Source organism: Dactylosporangium vinaceum (genome assembly GCF_019904175.1).
Taxonomy (GTDB): domain Bacteria; phylum Actinomycetota; class Actinomycetes; order Mycobacteriales; family Micromonosporaceae; genus Dactylosporangium; species Dactylosporangium vinaceum.
In genome coordinates this window covers 4,535,691-4,553,355 of the sequence record NZ_CP061913.1, presented here as the reverse complement: position 1 = coordinate 4,553,355, position 17,665 = coordinate 4,535,691, and the positions used below count along the sequence as shown (strand labels likewise).

Below are 17,665 nucleotides of genomic sequence, written 5' to 3'. Positions count from 1 at the left end.
ACCGTCGTTCCATGCGATTTCGACCGCTCACGACAGCTGGTGCCGCCGAACCAACACCAGATTCCGGCCGCAGAACTGTTCGGCTGCACTCGACGTCCGTGATCGGGTTGCTGCTGGCGGTCGGCGCCGCTTTCGCGGCCGCGTTCGAGGCCGCCCCCAGGGCCCTGCCGATGCCGACCTCCGGGTCCTACAGTGAGGCGAAACTGCAGGACGCCCTCGGGCGGGCTCTCGTCGAGTATTGGCAAAGCGGATCCCGGGCGCTCCCGGCCAGTCTGACGGCGCTTGTGGACTACTGGTTCGAATGGCATGCGGTCAAGGTGGTGATCAGCGCGTTGCTGGTCATCGTCCTGGCCCTGCTCAGCACCGGGCTGTGGCAGCTGTACCTGCGCGGCCGGCGCTGGTACGCGGCGCTCGCCACAGCCGCGACGGTGTCGACGGTCGTCGTCGTCTGGGTGCTGTCGGTGAACATCCAGGTGATGGCCCTCCCGCTGATCCCGTTGCTGCCGCTGCTGCCCGGTCGCACCGCCGACGGCCAACTCGCGCAGGTCGTGAGCGAGATGCGCGAAGGGCTGACGAACTCGGCCGGCCCGCACGCCGGTTCCCCGGCGCTGACGGTGCTGCTCGGCGAGGTCGAGCGGTATTACTGGGTCACGGCGGCGATCTCCGCCACGCTGGTGGTGGCCGCCGGGCTGGCGAGCGCCTATTGCTGGAAGCGGCGTATCGCCGGCGACCGGGGCGCCACCCGCGTCAGATTCATGTACAGCACTCTCGGTGTCACGACGGCCCTGGCCGCAGGTCTGCTGCTCCTCGAGACCGTGGGCAGCGCAACCGCGGCGTTCGACCCCGCCGCCTCGCTGCTCGGCGTCCTCGGCTGACCCGCTCCTGCGGTGCTGCGCCGTTGGGTCGTGACCGTGGCGAGAAGCGTATGGCGGGCGATGGCCGATTCCGGTCGATGACCCGGCCCCGTCCGCGCGACCCGGTGCAGGTGTCGTGCACCATGGAGCGGGTGAATGAGACGGTCGGAGATTCGCCTGTGGCCGATGGTCCCAAGCTGTTCTTGATGGTGGGTCTTCCCGGGTCAGGGAAGACGTTTCGAGCGCGGGAGCTGGCCGAGCAGCATGGAGCCCTGCGGCTCACCCCCGACGAGTGGGCGCTGTCCATCTTCGGCCAGGAAGACCGTCACCAGGAGCCCGGCGGCATGCGGTGGTTGCTGGAGGGACGACTCATCGCATTGGCCGTCGATGCCCTGCGCCTGCGGCTCAGCGTCGTGCTCGACTTCGGATTGTGGTCGCGCGATGAACGCTCCGCATTGCGATGGATGGCCGCTTCGGTGGGAGCGGCATGCGAGATCGTGTACCTGCCTGTGGCACGCGAGGTGCAATGGAGCCGGATTCGGAACCGCTGGGAACATACGCCGGAGCAGACGTTTCCCATGTCCGCGGCGGAGCTCGATGCCTGGAGAGAGCAGTTCCAGGTCCCTGGCCCGGAGGAGCTCTCCGGTTCGTCTGTGTCATCGCCGCCGTCCGGAGATGAGAGCTGGTTTGACTGGGCAACGCGATTCTGGCCCTCGCTCGCCCAAAGCTTGAACGGGCGGCTGGGCTCGGATGGCGCACGATGGGGCGCGTGCTGACAGGCGACGGCGCGCACCCCCGGCGGGGTCGTCCCGGCCGGGGGTGCGCTGGGTCGGGCCGCTACCAGGCGATGGCCGCCTCCCACATGCGGACGTAGGACTCGGCGCCGCTCATGAGCTGCTGGCGCAGCAGCGGGCCGTCGGCGCCGGCCTGCTGGATCAGGTCGGTGGTCCAGTCGGCGAAGAGGCCGTACTGGGCGGCGCCGTCGGTGTTGACGTCGAAGGTGCGGGTTCCCCAGACCTGCCGGTTCACGGTGGTGCCGTTCGGGGCGGTGAACGGGTAGAGCAGCGGGCTGGTGGCGGCGTTCGGGCGGGGGTTGGCCTGGTCGCCGAGGCCGTTGACGTCGGTGCCGAAGCCGTAGCCGGTGATGGCGTTGCCGTGCGGGCCGGCGCGGTTGGTGCGCCACTCGCTGAGGAACTCCGGCACGGCGTTGGCGTAGCTCGCCACGAAGCCGCCGAGGGACAGGACCCGGTCGATGACGGCGGGGTCGGCCCAGCTGTGCACGGACGTGACGCCCGGGTAGTGGGCGGCGGCGGCCAGGTCCAGGACGGCCTGGACCGTCTTCACGCTCATGTGGTCGACGTGGATGATCATGCCGCGGTCCATCATCTTCTGAATGAGGTACCGGCCGAGGTCGGTCAGGCCGCGGGTGTTGCAGATCTTGCCGGTCGGGTACACCGGCAGGACCGTGCCCGCCGGGACGCCGACCACGCCGAGGCTCAGCAGCTTCACGAGGTCGTCGTTGGCCAGCGGCTGCTCGTTGTCGGCCGGGCCGGTGCAGCTGGTCGCTGTCCACCAGTGGCCGGTGGACAGCAGGTTGCCGAGGTTGACGAACGCTCCGCTGAGGCCGGCGTCGAAGCGGGTGCCGCCGAACGCGTTGTCGAACTTGTGCACCGGATAGAGGCCGGAGACGCCGAGGGACTGCAGTTCGTCGAGGCCCGCGTCGATCTGGGCGGTGGTGCACTGGGCGGCGCCGTTGATCTCGCGGCAGCCGAAGATCTCCGAGTTTTCCACGCCGATCGTCACGGCGAGTTTGCCCTGGGCGGCGATGCTGCGCACCTGGGCCGGTGTGGTGGCGATGCGGAACCAGCCCTTGCCGGCCCCGCCGCTCTGCGCGTCGATGTAGTCCTGCATGGAGTACAGGTAGCGGGCCTGGACCCGGATCTCGTCCATCTCGTCGCAGGAGGTGTCGCGGTAGGGGAACAGCTCGCAGATGGCCCGGTTCGCGACAAGCAGTGCGTTGAGCACGCGCTGCCCGGCCCGCCAGGACCGCTCGATGCTGCGATAGTAGGACTGCTCGTGCAGCAGCGAGTTGTGCTGCGGCCAGTCGCCGAACGTCGGCCAGCCGTCCTCCGGGGAGTTCACGGCGTCGGTACCGCCGACGATGGCTTCGAACAGCGCTCCGACGTTGAGGCTTTTGTGGGTGTCGCAGCCGGCGAGGGCCTGCTGGACGCCGCCGGGCGCCCACGCCTCGCCGCAGTGCATCTGCCCGCCGAACGCGGCCGCGGCGGTGATGTGGGCGTGCGCGTCGATGGTGCCGACGAGGCGTCCGCTGCTGTCGACACCCGGTGCGGCGGTACCGCTGACACCCGGGTCGATGTCCGGTGGTGTGTAGCAGCCCGTGGCGGTCGCCAGGGCGACGGTGGAGGTCGAGCCGGCCGCGCCCAGGCTGAACAGGAACGAGCCCATGACCTCGCCGGTGGCGGTCGCGGTGAAGCGGTACCGGTCGCCGGCCTTGGCCACCGTGAAGTCGGCCCGGTCGCCGTAGGAGTCGCCGGCCAGGATGAAGCCGACCACGCTCTGATAGGCCGGTTTACCGTCGGTGCCGAACAGCTCGTAGCGGCCGAGCTGGGTCGCTTCCAGGCGGAACGCGGTGGCGGCGGAGGCCGACGAGGTGAATCCGTAGCCGGAGCCGCTGCGCACGACGTACCCGACGGAGCTGGACCCGTTGTAGACGCGCAGTGAGGCACAGGTGCCGTCGAGGCCGTCGGCGGCGGTGGTGATCGCGGCGGCCGAGGCGGCCGACGCGGTGACAAGGGAGGCGGCGACGACCGAGAGGACGACGCCGGCGGTGAGGGTTCGAAGGCGGGACATATGGCGGTGGCCCCTCCATGCGTGCCGGAGCGCGTTCCGGCGGCCGGTGCAGTCCCACCAGCGTCCGATAGACAGCCATCGGTGTCAACAGAAACCGAGCAATTCTCGGATTCGCGAGCTGACCTCTATTGGGCCGTGTTGTCGGGTGGCCCGGACGGGAGTGCCGCTCGGGCGGCCTCGGCTGCCTGGGCGGTGGGATAGGTGGTGAAGACCCGATCCAGGCCGGCCGTGCGGAAGATGCGGGTGACGCGTTCGGGTACCGCGGTGAGCGCGACGGTGGCGCGGGCGGCGTGCGCGTGGTTGCGTGCGGCGATCAGGACGGTGATGCCGCTGGAGTCGCAGGACGCGAGCCGGGCGAGGTCGATGATGAGTTCCTGGCCGGGCTGCAGCGCGAGGCCGGGGAGCAAGGCCCGGACCCCGGGTGCGCTGTGGTGGTCCAGGTGTCCCGCCAGCTCGATGACGGGGCCGGCGGGCGTGGCGCGGGTGTGCACGCTCAGTTCGTCGGTCACGTCTGCGCGTCGCGGGTGGTGCGGGGGACGTTGAAGGCCAGGACGGCGGTGTCGTCCTCGACGCCGGCGCCGAAGGTCGCGAGCAGTTTCTGGATCGCGGCCACGGCGTCACGGGCGTTTGTCGGCGCGAGTGCCTCGGCGAAGCGCAGGAGGGCGTCGTCGCCGTAGCGACCGTCGTCGGCGGCGCTGGCGGCGACGGCATGGGCCTCGGTGAGGCCGTCGGTGTGCAGGAGCAGGGTGTCGCCGGGTTCGAGGCGAACGGTGGTCGCGGCGATGTGCGCGTCGGGGAGGACGCCGATGAGCTGCCCGCCGGGGGTCGGCAGGTAGTCGGCTCGGCCGTCGGCGCGCATGAGCAGGGCCGGAGGATGGCCGCCGCTGGCCATGGTGACCCGGAAGCTGCCCTCGCCGTCCGGGGTGAGCAGGCCGAAGATGACGGTGCAGAACCGCGGGTCATGGCCGTTGTACTCATGGTTGAGGACGGTGTTGAGATTGGCCAGCACGGTGACCGGGTCGGGGTCGTAGACGGCGGCGGCGCGCAGGGTGTAGCGGGCCAGCGAGGTGACGGCCGCCGCGGCGGCGCCCTTGCCGCACACGTCGCCGAGGAAGAATCCCCAGGCCCCGGCGGACAGGGGGAACAGGTCGTAGAAGTCGCCGCCGACCTCGTCGACCGAGGCGATGTGGTAGTACGCGGCGACGTCCAGGCCGGGCACGTTCACCAGGTTCGGCGGCAGGAGCGTCTTCTGCAGCGCGGCATTGAGGCGCTTGAGGCGTTCGCGTTCACGCTCGGACTCCTGCCGGGCGCGCAGCAGTTCGGTTTCGTAGGCGCGGCGGTCGCGGGCGTCGAAGACGGTGGTACGGATCAGCAGCGGCTGCCCGTCGCTGCCCGTGCGGACGGTGGAGGTCACCAGCACGGGCAGGCGGCTGCCGTCGGCGGCCTTGAGCTCCAGGGCGATGCCGTTGATCTCGCCCTGCATGCGCAGCAACGGCGCGAAGTGGGTCTCGTGGTAGAGGCGGCCCCCGACGGTGAGCAGGTCGGCGAACGTCTTGCGGCCCACCAGGTCGCTGCGGTCGTAGCCGAGCCAGGTCAGCAGGGTGGTGTTGACCTTCGCGATCCGGCCGTCCAGGAGCGTGGAGAGGTAGCCGCACGGGGCGTGCTCGTACAGATCCTCCGCGCTGTCCTCCAGCAGGGCCGAGAACAGCGAGGACACGGCCTGGTCGTCGGTGACATCCCCCTCGGAGGGGGTGTCCCCGCGGCGCTCGTCGTCGTCGGTGCTGCACATCATCGCTGAGCACCGGCAAAGGCCGCGATGGCGGCGGCGGTTTCCTCGGGCGCGGCGAGCTGGGGACAGTGTCCGGTGGCGTTCAGGGTGACCAGCCGGCTGCCGGGGATCTGCGCCGCGATGAAGGCGCCGACTCCCGGCGGCGCGATCGCATCGCTGGAACACTCGGCGATCAGCGCGGGAACCGTGACGCGGGCGAGGTCGCGGCGGTTGTCCGACAGGAACGTCACGCGGGCGAAGACGCGCGCGATGTCCGGGTCGGTGCGGCAGAAGCTGTTCGTCAGCTCCGCACCGAGCTCCGGACGTTCCGGATTGCCCATGATCACCGGCGCCATGGCTCCCGACCACCCCAGATAGTTGGCATCCAGCGACTCCAGGAGCTCGTCGATGTCCTCGGCGCTGAACCCGCCGCGGTACCCGGTGTCCGGATCGTCGATGAAGCACGGCGACGGGGCGAGCAGCACCAGGCCGGCGAAGGCTTCCGGCTCCCGCGCGGCCGCCAGCACGCCCATCATCGCGCTCACCGAGTGTCCCACGAACGTCACCGGGCCCAGTGCCAGCTCCCGGCAGATCTCCAGCACATCGGCGGCGTAACCGTCAAGGGTGGAGTAGCGCTCCCTGCTCCACGACGACAGGTCCGAGCGGCCCGCACCGACGTGGTCGAAGAGGACCACGGTGAAGTGGGGCTCCAGCAGCGGTACGACCAGCCGCCACATGTTCTGATCACAGCCGAAGCCGTGCGCCAGCATCACCACGGGGGCGCCGGGGCGCCCGAGCACTGTCACGTGGTTCCTGCTGCGCACGTCCATGCGGTACATCCTTGCAGATAGGTTGATATTTGTGGCCATCAGCAGCGGCTCCGGCCCCTTGCCGCGCCGCGCGGGCCGCCGCTCTCGCCGCGGTCGGTGAAGAGTGGCTTTCCCCACCAGCGCCACGGCCCGGTGGACTTGATAGCGTCGCGGCTATCAATCGCTCATCACGGGAGCCGGGTATGCAGGTCCGCCTGCTCGGGCCGTTGGACGTGGTACTCGACGGTGTCGCGCAGCCGGTGCCCGGACGCCGCCGCCGCGCACTGCTGGCGGTCCTGGCGGTGCACTGCGGCCAGACCGTCGACACCAGCCGGATCGGCGACCTGGCCTGGGGGCCGGACGCACCCTCGCGGAACACCCTGCAGGCCAACGTGTCGTACCTGCGCCACACGTTCCGGCTGCCGATCGTGTCGTCCGCCCCGGGCTATCGGCTGGACCTCGGCGCGGACGGCACCGACGTCCGGCAGGCCGAAGATCTGATCCGGCAGGGCGGCCAAGCCGCCGAGCCCGCCGACCGGGTGGCGAGACTGCAGGCCGCCCTGGCCCTGTGGCGTGGCCTGCCGCTGGCCGACGTCGCGGACGTGGCCTGGGCCCAGAAGCAGGTGCATCGTCTCGACGTGCTGTGGCTGCAGGCCAAGCAGTTCCTGCTCGACGCGCAGCTCGGGCTCGGCGAGCACGCCCGGCTCGTCCCGGATCTCCAGCAGCTCATCGAGCAGCACCCGCATCACGAGCACTTCCACGCCCAGCTGATGCTCGCGCTGTACCGGTCCGGCCGTCAGGCCGACGCGCTGGCCGTCTACGACCGCCTGCAACGCACCCTCGCCGACGATGTGGGCATCGACCCCGGTCCGGCGCTGCGTGAGCTGCACGTCACTATCCTGCGCCACGACCCCGTGCTGCAGCTGCCCGCACCGCCGGTCGCCGTGCGCCCGGCAGCCGCGGCGCCCGCACAACTCCCGCTGACGCTTGCCTCCTTCACCGGGCGCAGCCGCGAACTCGCCTACCTCGACACCCTGCTCAGCACCGGCGGCGCGGCGCCGGCCCGGCTGGGCCCGGTCCTCATCTCGGCCGTGTCCGGTACCGCCGGCATCGGCAAGACCACCCTCGCGGTGCACTGGGCGCACCGGGTCCGCCACCACTTCCCCGACGGGCAGCTCTACGTCAACCTGCGCGGCTTCGACCCCGGGCCCGCCGCGATGGACCCGGCCGATGCGCTCCGCGGGTTCCTCGACGCGCTCGCCGTGCCTGCTGCACGCATCCCCACCGGTCTGAACGCCCAGATCGATCTGTACCGCAGCCGGCTGGCCGGCAAACGCATGCTCGTCGTCCTCGACAACGCCAACCACGCCGATCAGGTCCGCCCGCTCCTGCCCGGCGAGCCGGGCTGCCTGGCCGTCATCACCAGCCGTAACCAGCTCAACGGCCTCGCCGACACCGGCGGCTTCCACCCGCTGCACCTCGACCTGCTCACCCACGCCGAAGCCCGCGACCTGCTCACCCAGCGCCTCGGCGCCGAGCGGACCGCCGCCGAGCCCGACGCGGTCGACACCATCATCGCCCGCTGCGCCCGGCTGCCGCTCGCGCTGGCCATCGTCGCCGCCCGGGCCGCCGTCAAGCCCGGCTTCCCGCTGGCCACCCTGGCCGCCGAGCTCGGCGACACCCAGGGCACCCTCGACACCCTGCACGGCGGCGAACCGGCCACGGACATCCGATCCGTGTTCTCCTGGTCCTACCGCACCCTCAGCGCCGGCGCGGCGCGGCTGTTCCGCCTGCTCGGACTCCATCGCGGGCCGGACATCGCGCTGCCGGCCGTGGCCAGTCTGACCGGCCTGCCGGAGCACCGGACCCAGCCGCTGCTGACCGAGCTGACCGCGGCGCACCTGCTGATCGAGCAGGAGTCCGGCCGGTACTCCCTCCACGATCTGCTGCGCGCCTACGCCGTCGAGCTCACCTCGGTCCACGACGGCGCGGCCGACCGCTCCGCCGCGCTCCGCCGGCTGCTGGAGCACTACCTGCACACCAGCTACCGGGCCGAGCGGCTGCTGCGACCCAACCGGGAGCCCATCGAACTCGCGCCGCCGGTCGCCGGGATCACCCTCGTCGAGCCGGCCGATCGAGCGCAGGCCGTTGCCTGGTTCACCGCCGAGCAGCAGGTGCTCGTCGCCGCCGTCGGGCACGACCCCGGTGACACCGGCTGGCGACCCTGGCAGCTGGCGTGGTCGCTGTTCACGTTCCTCAGCCAGCGCAGCAGCTATCGGCTCAACGTGCAGGTCCAGCAGGCCGGGCTCGACGCCGCGCTGCGCGCCGCCGACGACGCCGGGCAGGGCTACGCCCACCGTTTCCTGGGCTCCCTCTACGGCCGGCTTCGCGACTTCGAGCGGGCCGCCGGGCACAACCAGCGGGCGCTGCACTACTTCGAGCAGGTGAACGACCACGTCGTGGCCGCGAACATCCATCTGACGATGGCCTGGGCGCTGGACGAGCAGCACCGATACCACGAGGCCATTCCCCACAACGAACGAGCGCTCCAGGCCCATCTGGCAGCCGGCAACCAGTTCGGGGAAGCCGTCGCCCTCAACAACCTGTGCATGCTCTCCGTCCGCCTCGGTGACTATCCGGCCGCCGAGGCGTACGGCGCGCGGTCCCTCGCCCGCTTCACCGAACTGGACGACCGGCTCGGCCTGGCCAGCACGCTCGACACCTTCAGCCTCATGCACTTCCGGCTCGGCAATGTCGAGAAGGCCGCCGACTACGCGCACCGAGCCATCACCATCTGCCGGGAGCTCGGCGACCGGCACAACGAGGCCGCCATCCTGACCACGCTCGGCGACGGCTACGCGGCGACCGGCGACCTCGCCCGGGCCCGCGACACCTGGCGCGAGGCCCTGACGATCCTGGACGACCTCAAGCACGGCGACGCCGACAAGCTCCGAGCGAAGATCGCGGCCGACCACGCACCGGCGGAGGGGTGACAGCTCGACCTCGCCGCCGGGCCGGGCAACTGAACACCAGCGAATCGGGCAGGCAGGATCGGGTGGCCTACCGGACGGGGTGGGCGTACTGCAGGCGGGTGGCGTGTCGCTTGGCCCGGGACATCCGCCACAGGTAGAGCGGCGTTGGCGGCACCCATCGCAACTGCAGGCCCTGGGACAGATCGTCACGGTTGGCCCAGTGCTCGACGATCTTGCCCTCGCGCATCCGGTGCCAGTGTGTCTGCGTGACCGCCATTCGCTCTCCGGTTGGGGGAAACGCCTGGGCAACACGCCCGTGTGCGTCATAGGTGACGAACGGACCCACCTGACGGCCGGACATCGTGCAGTGCACCACGACCAGATCGCCGGAGGCGACCGCCTCATGGACGTCGAAGGCAAGTTCGGCGAATGCCGACCGGAGCCACCGGGCCGACGCAGCGAACCCGTCGGGTCCCTGGATGCGGCAGTCCGGCGGCTCGGCCTTGGCTTCGCGGTTGACCGCGTCAGGGTGAATGACCTGGTCAAGTTCGGTCAGATCCCCCGCGGCCATGATGTGCATGGCCCGGAGCGCGGCTTGGATATCGTCGGTCACCATGGCAACCCCCCAATTGGATACTGCCGTACAGTATCCAATATTGGCGAACGGCGGGCAATGAGCAGTCAGCGGTCGTACGACAACAGCCGGCGGGCCGAACTGGCTCGCCTGACCCGGCGCCGAATCCTCGACGCCACGCGCGACCTGGTCATCAGGCACGGACCCGCCGCGGTCACCATGCGCGTGGTGGCCACGCACGCCGCCGTGTCGGTCGAGACGGTCCAGAAGGCGTTCCGCACGAAGGCCGTACTGCTCAAAGAGGCGTACGACGTCACACTGGCCGGAGACGACGAGCCCATAGCGATGATCGACCGCCCGGAGATCCAGGCGGTCCTGGCAGCGACCACACCGCGGGAGAAGCTGGCCCGCTACGCGACCTTCGCCCGGGTGGTCGGGGAACGAACCGGGCCGCTGCTGTCCAGACTGCTGGCCGGCTCCCACAGCGGGGATCCGGACCTGGCCGACTTCCGCGATACGGTCAACCGGGAGCGCCTCCTCGGGGTGACCGGGATCGTCGGGCACCTCGCCGGAGTGGGCGGCCTCCGGGCGGGCCTGCCGCCCGAGCGCGCACGTGACATCACCTGGGCCTTGATCTCCCCGGAGCTCTACGAGCTCTTCGTGATCGACCGCGGCTGGACATCCGAGCAGTACGAGCAGTGGCTCGCCCAGGCACTCGTCGACGCTCTCGCACCATAGCCACCTGGCGGATCGGTCGTCATGCTCGGGGCGGCTCGGATCTGTTCAGCTCGGCGTAGCTTGCCTGGTCATGGCCGTGCTGGCGCGGCAGTACCGGGTCGTCGAGCGCGGCCTGGCGCAGCCGCTCGTTGCGGAACAGGTACATGGGGCCTGACTGGCGCAGGACGCCGCGGCACAGGGCGTCGTCGAGGAAGTCGAGCATCCGCCACGGCAGCCGGCCGGTCAGCGCGAAGTACGGCCGGGTGACGAGGCAGAACCGGCCGTACGCGGTCGACATGACGGCGACCGCCAGGCGGATCGGGGCGGCGAACGCGGCCACCATGAGGCCGAACTGGGCTTGATGGAAGGCGAGTATGAGGATGCCGCCGATGCCGAGCCCGGTCGAGACGAGGACGATCGCCGCGGTGAGCAGCAGGCTTCGGCGACTGGCCGCAAGCGACGCGGGTGGGCTTGGTACGGCGCGCAGGTCGAGCGGAACCTCGATGAGTCCTCGCAGGACGAAGGTGCTGGCGAAGGCGATGCCGATGCCCCATGAGAGCACGACGGTGACGGCCAGCAGGTCTGTGTGTCCGGTCGCGAGCGCGGCGAGCTTGACCGGGAACAGCAGCGTCTTGGTGAACAGGGCGGCGAGGATGAACATGCCGAGGGTGCGCCACACGCGGCCGCGGATGCGTAGCCGGGTGTGCACCGGTGCGGGCACCGTCGTGTCCCGGGCGGCCTGCGCCGCGCCGATCGCGGTCGCCATCGCGGTGAGGGCGGCGGCCGTCCAGCCGGTGTGCAGGGCGCCGGCGTCGCCGCCGGTCCACGTGTACACCTGGGCCGCGAGGAGGGCCGCGGTGAGCGCGGCGAATCCGTACACGGCGCCGGTGACGAGCGCGCGGAAGCCGCGCGGGACGGTGGCGACGAGCAGCCACCAGGCGATGGCACCGCGTGAGCGGCGGTGCCCGGCGAGCCGGGCGAGGGTCTGGACCTGCCGGCGGAGGTGCACGGTGTCCTCGTCGTCCCCGGCGTGCCAGGGGCGGGGGGTGCGCCGCATGTGCAGCTGCGCTCCGTGCAGCGGTTCGGCGTACACGGTCGGGATGAAGACGTTGAGCAGGTGGCGTTGGACGGCGGCCGCACCGCCGGCGGCCGCGGTGGCGAAGAGCTGTGCCGGATCGCGGATGCGGTAGATCTCGCGGGCCAGCGCGATCGCCAGCGGTGTGTGCAGGGCGTCGCGGACGGCGGCGGCGGCAGGTTCTGGACCGGTGAGCCGTTCGACGACCGGCGCCCAGGGTCCGGGGCCGGCGCTCGACAGATAGTGCGCGAGTTCGGTGGCGGCGACGCCGGTGACGGTGATCTCGGTTGTGCGCGGTGGTGGTCCGGCGGTGTGCACGGCGTCGCGGTACGCCGTCGGGGTGCTGGTGACGATGACCGGGCCGGTGTCGGGCAGCCGGGCAGCGGCTGCGGCGCGCAGGTCCGGGGCCATCTCGTCGAGGCCGTCGAGGATCGGCAGGATCCGGTCGCGGTTGACGAGCTCGCGGGCGACGCTGTGGTGCCAGCGGCTCTGGGCGGCCAGTGTCGGGTACTGTTCGGCGAGCGTCGCGGCCAGCCATTGGCGTCGATCGGTGGTGCGGGGGTTCCAGGTCCGCAGCGCGAACACGACGGGGATGGGGTCGGCGGGGCGGCGCTGCTCGAGCAGCGCCTGGGCGAGGCGCAGGGCGAGTACGGACTTGCCGCTGCCGGGTTCGCCGAGAATGACGAGCCGCCCGGACGGCGTGCGGCGATAGGTGGCGCGGATGTCACCGCCGGATTCGGGCTGCCACTGCACAGGCAGCGGGTATGGCCGGTACACCTGCAGTCGTTCGAGTTCCTGCGTGAGCTGCGCCTGCACCAGCGCCGCGAACTCCTGACCGATGTCGCCGAGGGAGTCGGCCGCGGCGGCGGGGGGTATGGCGGGCGGGTCGGCGGCGTCGGGGAGGCCGAGCAGGGTGGCGAGCTCGGCCCGCCGGGCGCCGGCGGCGTGCAGTGCCCGCTCGATGCGGACCGCGGTGAGCCGGCCCGCGCTCTCGGCACGGTGGTGTTCGATCACGACACCGACGACGCGGTCCTCGGCGAGCACCGCGGCGCCGGACATGCCCTCCCACGGGGAGATGGCCGGGTCCGGGCTTTCCAGCGGGGGCGGCACGGTGATCTCGAGGCGCCCGCTGCGCCGGTTGGCCAGCGTGTCGACCTGCCCGGCCGCCACGTGCAGGTCCCGGTACACGGTGCCGCCGCCGTCGCGGCGTTTCCAGCGCGGGTATCCGGCCGCGGTCACCGCGAGGACCGCGTGCTGGTCGGGCAGGCGCCCGTACTCGCACGGCGCGAGACCGGGCAGCGGCGAAGCGTCGGTGTCGATGGCGAGGACCGCGACGTCGTTGGCGTCGTCGCGCCAGGGCACACGGGCCGGGACGGAGCGCTCATCGGGGCCGCCCGGATCGAGCAGCACGTCGACGGCGGATGCGTCGGCGAGCACATGTGCGCAGGTCAGCACCGTGCCGGTGGTGACCCGGTAGCCGGAGCCGAAGTGTACGGTCCGGTCGCGGGTGACCCTGACCTGCGCGATGCGGCTGCCGTCCACGGGGTGCTAGCCCTCGCCGGGCAGCGCCGCGCCGGAGATCACCGCGGGCCGGCCGGGGGCGTCGGGCCGGACCGGATGCAGCGTCAGGGCGATCTTCTGCGTCGCGGTCGATGCCCGTTTGGCGCCGGCGTTCATGTCCAGCACCCAGAACTTGACCTTCACACCGGGGTCCTGGGAGCGCTCGACGGCGACGGTGAGCTCGAGCTGCACCGTCTCCGCCTCGAACTTCAGGTCGGTGTGCTCGCCGGCCCACATCGCCCGGCTCAGCTCGTGCCGCAGCTGCCAGATCATGTCCGCCAGCTGGATGGCGTCGTCCACGGAGCATCTCCTCGGCGCATCGATGATGTTCGGCTGCACCAGCATGCCTGGCCGTGGCGGTGTCGCGCGAGTCGAGCACGGCGAGTCAGCACGAGCGGCCGGCTCACGAGGTGCGCGGGCGCCGTGTCGTCCCCTCAGTCGGTGAGCGTGGGCCGTTCCGGGCGACGGCCCAGCAATCTGCGGCCGCGGGTCTCGAGGCGTTGCTGCCAGGCCGGCATCAGCTCGGGCACGAAGCTGCGGGCCACGACGATGTCGGTTGAGGAGTGCAGCACGATGCTCAGCACGATCGTGAGCGCGACCAGGGTGAAGATGCCCCCGGCGGCGGCGACACCGGAGGCGAGCACCAGCAGGCCGTAGACGACGGAGGCGAAGCCTTTCGGCCCGAACCACATCGCCGCCAGCTGTTCCCGGGCCGCGAGCCCGCTGCGCAGGAACGACAGCCACAGCGCGACCGGCCGGGCCACCACGAGGGCCAGGATCGCGAACAGCCACCCCGCCCAGCCGATACCACCGAAGAACGCCGGGGACAGCAGCGCGCCGAAGACCAGCAGCGCGGCCAGTTTCAGCGTCTCGGCGACGAGCTCACCGAAGTGCTCGAACGCCTCGCGTTCCTTGTGCCCGATCGTGGCCACGGTGATCCCGGCGGCGAACGCGGCCAGGAACAGGTTCGCGTGCGTTGCCTTGCCCAGTGCGAGGACGAGCAGCCCGATGGCCACCGCGTTGAGCGGCGCATACTGCTCGGAGACCGCGAACCAGCGGGTCCGTTCCAGGCGGATCGCCAACCACGGCACGGCGATGCCGATCGCCACACCGAGCAGCAGCTCCCAACCGATCTCCAGCGCGTGCAGGTGCTCGTCGTGCGCCACGAGCGCGAGGAGGATGACGACGAACGGCAGGGCGAGGCCGTCGTTCACCCCGGACTCGACATTGAGCAGGTGCCGCAGCCGGCCCGGCACCTTGTCGTTGCCGACAAGCGCCGAGGCAAACACCGGGTCCGTCGGGGCCAGGATCGCCCCGACCAGCAGTGACTCGACCCAGCCCAGGCCGACCACGTACCGGGCGAACACGGCGGTGACCAGCAGTGTCAGCGGCAGCCCCAGGCCGAGCGCCCGGCCCGGCAGCCGCCACGCCGAACGCAGGTCGTTCCAGCCGACCCGCATCCCGTCGGTGAACAGCACCGCGAACAGCGCCAGCTCGGCCAGCGACGACACGACCGGCGACCCGGCGTCGACGTGGACCAGGCCGAACACGCCGTCGCCGGCCAGGAACCCGGCGGCCAGGAACACCACGGCGGTGGAGAGCACGGTGCGGTGCGCCAGCGCTGAGAGCAGCACGGCGACGAGCAGTACGACAGCGAAGACCAGCAACAGCGACACCAGGCACCCCGTCGATCGGCACGGTCACGGACCACTTCGCCGACCAGACTTCCCGGCACACCGGCAAGGACAGTACCCGATCATCGGGATGCCCGCGAGCCGCCGGCATATCGCGCGGGGGCCGCGTCAGTCCCCGGCGGTCGTCGCTTCGATGCGGTAGCGGCGCAGGGTCTGCATGATGTTGCCTGTCGCTTCGTGCAGGGCCTCGAGTTCGTCGTCGCTGTAGTGGTGGGGTTGGGCGCCCAGGACGCAGTGCCCGCCGATGACTTTGCCGTTGTCGCCGACCAGTGGCACTCCGGCGTAGCTGCGGATACCGACTTGCGTGACGATCGGGTTGTCACGTTGCAGCGGGTCTCGGGTGAGGTCGGGCACGATGTAGGGCTTGCCGGTGCGGACCATCTGGGCGCAGAAAGCCCACTCGGCGGGCATCCCACCGGCTTCGGCCGGCCAGCCCGACACGCCGTGCCCGCCGATGAAGAGCTGGGCGCTGTCGAGCAGGACGGTGACGAGCGAGACCGGCTGACCGAGGTGCTCCGCGGTCCGGGTGGCCGCCTCGTCGAGTTCGGCGCGCAGTCGCGGGTTGGTGAGGTCGTATCGGGTGAGTTCGGTGAGGCGGTCGAGGTCGGTCAGGGCGCTTGCCGTGTCGGGGTTCGTGTCGCTTGTCACGGGGTGCTCCTGAGGAGGTCGTGGGTGGCGGACAGTCGGGTGTAGCTGTCCAGGCGGATGGCCAGAGACTGACCGCACAGCGCCGTCACCGGATCGGCGCCGCGCATGGCTGCGATGAGCCGGCTCAAGGCCGCGCTGTCGGTTTCCGCGCCGGTGAGTCCGGCGCCGTGCAGCAGGTGCTGCCATTTGGCGTTGCCGTCCTCGGAGCCGAACACGGCGGCGAGCGCGGCGCGGGCGTCGGCGAGGGTGGGTTCGGCGAGGCCGTAGGCGCCGGTACCAGGCTGCCGGGTGTTCGGTGACATGGGTGTGGCCTTCCCGGTCGACGGTTCAGTACGTGAAGACCTCGACGAGCCCGTTGAGTTTGACGGCCAGCTGCGACAGGTCATCGGCCGCCTCGCGGCTGGCCTTGGCGCTGTCTGCCGTGGCCTCGGCGACCGACACCACGGCTCCGAATGTCTGCGCGACTTCAGCGCTCGCCTCCGCGGCGCTGGTGATGGCGCGGCTCATCTCGTTGGTCGTGGCCGACTGCTGCTCCACGGCCGAGGCGATGGTTGAGGAGTAGTCGGTGATCTGCCCGACCACATGCCGGATCCGCGCAACGGCGTCGGCGGCGCCGGCCGTGCTGCCCTGAATGGCGTTGATCCGCACCGTGATGTCCTCGGTCGCCCTGGCGGTCTCCTGGGCCAAGTCCTTGACCTCCGAGGCGACGACGGCGAAGCCCTTGCCCGCGTCGCCCGCGCGGGCCGCCTCGATCGTCGCGTTGAGGGCCAGCAGGTTCGTCTGCTCCGCGATCGTGGTGATGAGCCGGACCACGTCGCCGATCTCCGCGCTGGCCCGGCCGAGCGCGCCGATCTGTTCGTTCGTGGTCTCCGCAACGCGCGTGGACTCCTGCGCGACCTCGGCCGCCCGGCTGGCATTGGCCGCGATCTCCGAGATCGACGCGGACATCTGCTCGGCACCGGCCATGACGGTCTGCACCCCGCCGTTGACGTCATCGGCCGCCGCGGCGGCGCGGGTCGCCCGCTGCGAGGACTCCTCCGCGCCGTTGCTCAGCTGGCTGCTCACCGCCGACAACTCCACCGCCGCCGAGGACAGCGTCGCGGCGGTCCCGACCATCTCCTGCACTGTCGAGCGGAACGTGCCCACCGCCGCATCGAGGTCGCGGCCCATCGCGCCGAACTCGTCGGCACTTGTCAGGCCCGAGGTGCGGGTCAGGTCCGCCTGGGCCAGACCGGTGATGACGTGCGACACGCGTCGCACGCCACCGAGGATCAGCCCGGTCAGGTACAGCCCGACGCCCAGGGCCGCGAGGATCCCGGCGACGAGCACGGTCACGATCAGCGTGCGGGCCGCGGTGTAGGCCGCCGAGGAGGCTTTGCGCCGCTGGGCCGCATCGCTGGTTTCAGCGGTCACGATCGCCTTGACCGTGTCGGTGGCCTTCGCCGCCAGTGGTGCGGTGACCGTGTCCCGGATGCGCTCGATCGCAACCCGGTCATCGGCCCGGCTCGCCGGCAGCAGTTGGTCGTTGACCGCCTTCAAGTAGGCGGCCCATTGGCTGCGCAGCGGCTCGACCAGCTCCGGCGCGGTCGTGTTCGCCGCGTAGGCGGCCAGATCGGTTTGGAACGCGGTGGCGTCGTCGGTGAGTGCCTGCTCGTACTTCGCCATGCTCTGCGGACTGGCCGACAACGCGTGGTTGAGCACGTCACGACGGGCGGCCGCCATGTCGTCCTGCACCTTCGCGACCCGGACCAATGGCAGCATCCCGCCCTCGTACAGGCTCTGGCTGTCGCGGTCCATGGCGGCCATCCGCCCCAGGGCCAGGAGCCCGACGACGATCGCCGCGAGCGCCAGGACACTGATGATTACCAGGATCTTGGTCCGCAGCTTCAGGTTCATCAGGACCGGGCGATCGGATTCGCTGACCCGGATGCGGTGGTGACCATGCGCAGTTTCCCAACCTCGGCGGACGGCTCGGTACAGCGTGGCGGACGCTGCAGTCGTTGTATCGGCCGAACGTTGACGTTGTGCAAGGTTTTCGCTGCGCTCCCGCACCGGTGCCGATCCCCGATCGCACCGCAATGCCGCCGAGCCGCCGATCAGGTCGAGTGCGACGCCGAGGCTTC

The 17,665-nt window shown here is 71.1% G+C and carries 15 protein-coding genes; 4 read left to right on the top strand and 11 right to left on the bottom strand.

Annotated features, from left to right (window positions below; genetic code table 11):
* Positions 1-98: 98 nt before the first annotated feature.
* Together Dvina_RS20225 and Dvina_RS20220 are read left to right on the top strand one after the other, a co-directional pair.
* Positions 99-875 (top strand): hypothetical protein, encoded by a 777-nt coding sequence (locus Dvina_RS20225; RefSeq protein WP_223104024.1) that lies wholly within the window; start codon positions 99-101, stop codon positions 873-875.
* A gap of 131 nt (positions 876-1,006) precedes the next feature.
* Positions 1,007-1,630: a P-loop nucleotide/nucleoside kinase family protein gene (locus Dvina_RS20220; protein ID WP_246656334.1), complete on the top strand. Its 624-nt coding sequence runs from the start codon at positions 1,007-1,009 to the stop codon at positions 1,628-1,630.
* A gap of 61 nt (positions 1,631-1,691) precedes the next feature.
* Here the strand turns inward: Dvina_RS20220 and Dvina_RS20215 are convergent, their stop codons facing one another.
* From Dvina_RS20215 to Dvina_RS20200, 4 genes are all read right to left on the bottom strand, one after another.
* A complete protein-coding gene (locus Dvina_RS20215) occupies positions 1,692-3,725 on the bottom strand; it encodes a membrane dipeptidase (protein ID WP_223104022.1) in 2,034 nt (677 codons plus the stop codon).
* Positions 3,726-3,850: 125 nt separating this feature from the next.
* Positions 3,851-4,234 (bottom strand): STAS domain-containing protein, encoded by a 384-nt coding sequence (locus Dvina_RS20210; RefSeq protein ID WP_223104021.1) that lies wholly within the window; start codon positions 4,232-4,234, stop codon positions 3,851-3,853.
* The gene (locus Dvina_RS20205; RefSeq protein ID WP_246656333.1) at positions 4,231-5,517 is read right to left on the bottom strand and encodes a PP2C family protein-serine/threonine phosphatase; all 1,287 of its coding nucleotides are present in this window, start codon (positions 5,515-5,517) and stop codon (positions 4,231-4,233) included. Before Dvina_RS20205 ends, Dvina_RS20210 begins: the two co-directional genes overlap by 4 nt.
* Positions 5,514-6,449, bottom strand: a complete 936-nt coding sequence (locus tag Dvina_RS20200; protein ID WP_343217171.1) for an alpha/beta fold hydrolase — start codon at positions 6,447-6,449, stop codon at positions 5,514-5,516. The genes Dvina_RS20205 and Dvina_RS20200 overlap by 4 nt, the downstream gene beginning before the upstream one ends.
* 56 nt (positions 6,450-6,505) lie before the next feature.
* Here Dvina_RS20200 and Dvina_RS20195 point away from each other — a divergent pair, with 56 nt between their 5' ends.
* Entirely contained in the window at positions 6,506-9,295 is a 2,790-nt protein-coding gene (locus tag Dvina_RS20195; RefSeq protein WP_223104020.1) for an AfsR/SARP family transcriptional regulator, read from the top strand.
* 67 nt (positions 9,296-9,362) lie between these two features.
* Here Dvina_RS20195 and Dvina_RS20190 read toward each other — a convergent pair whose 3' ends face one another.
* Positions 9,363-9,890: an ester cyclase gene (locus Dvina_RS20190; RefSeq protein ID WP_246656332.1), complete on the bottom strand. Its 528-nt coding sequence runs from the start codon at positions 9,888-9,890 to the stop codon at positions 9,363-9,365.
* Between the two features lie 57 nt (positions 9,891-9,947).
* Here Dvina_RS20190 and Dvina_RS20185 point away from each other — a divergent pair, with 57 nt between their 5' ends.
* Entirely contained in the window at positions 9,948-10,586 is a 639-nt protein-coding gene (locus tag Dvina_RS20185; RefSeq protein ID WP_223104019.1) for a TetR/AcrR family transcriptional regulator, read from the top strand.
* 19 nt (positions 10,587-10,605) lie between these two features.
* Here the strand turns inward: Dvina_RS20185 and Dvina_RS20180 are convergent, their stop codons facing one another.
* From Dvina_RS20180 to Dvina_RS20155, 6 genes are all read right to left on the bottom strand, one after another.
* Positions 10,606-13,182, bottom strand: coding sequence for a S1 family peptidase (locus tag Dvina_RS20180; protein WP_223104018.1), 2,577 nt, complete (start codon positions 13,180-13,182; stop codon positions 10,606-10,608).
* A gap of 6 nt (positions 13,183-13,188) precedes the next feature.
* Positions 13,189-13,500 carry a trypco2 family protein gene (locus tag Dvina_RS20175; protein ID WP_223104017.1) on the bottom strand — a complete coding sequence of 104 codons (312 nt, stop codon included), beginning with the start codon at positions 13,498-13,500 and terminating at the stop codon, positions 13,189-13,191.
* Positions 13,501-13,634: 134 nt separating this feature from the next.
* Positions 13,635-14,876, bottom strand: coding sequence for a cation:proton antiporter domain-containing protein (locus tag Dvina_RS20170; protein WP_223104016.1), 1,242 nt, complete (start codon positions 14,874-14,876; stop codon positions 13,635-13,637).
* A 126-nt stretch (positions 14,877-15,002) separates the two neighbouring features.
* Positions 15,003-15,542 (bottom strand): GAF domain-containing protein, encoded by a 540-nt coding sequence (locus Dvina_RS20165; RefSeq protein ID WP_223104015.1) that lies wholly within the window; start codon positions 15,540-15,542, stop codon positions 15,003-15,005.
* Positions 15,539-15,844, bottom strand: a complete 306-nt coding sequence (locus tag Dvina_RS20160; RefSeq protein ID WP_223104014.1) for a hypothetical protein — start codon at positions 15,842-15,844, stop codon at positions 15,539-15,541. The genes Dvina_RS20165 and Dvina_RS20160 overlap by 4 nt, the downstream gene beginning before the upstream one ends.
* Before the next feature lie 25 nt (positions 15,845-15,869).
* Positions 15,870-17,594, bottom strand: a complete 1,725-nt coding sequence (locus Dvina_RS20155) for a methyl-accepting chemotaxis protein (RefSeq protein ID WP_223104013.1) — start codon at positions 17,592-17,594, stop codon at positions 15,870-15,872.
* Positions 17,595-17,665 lie beyond the last annotated feature (71 nt).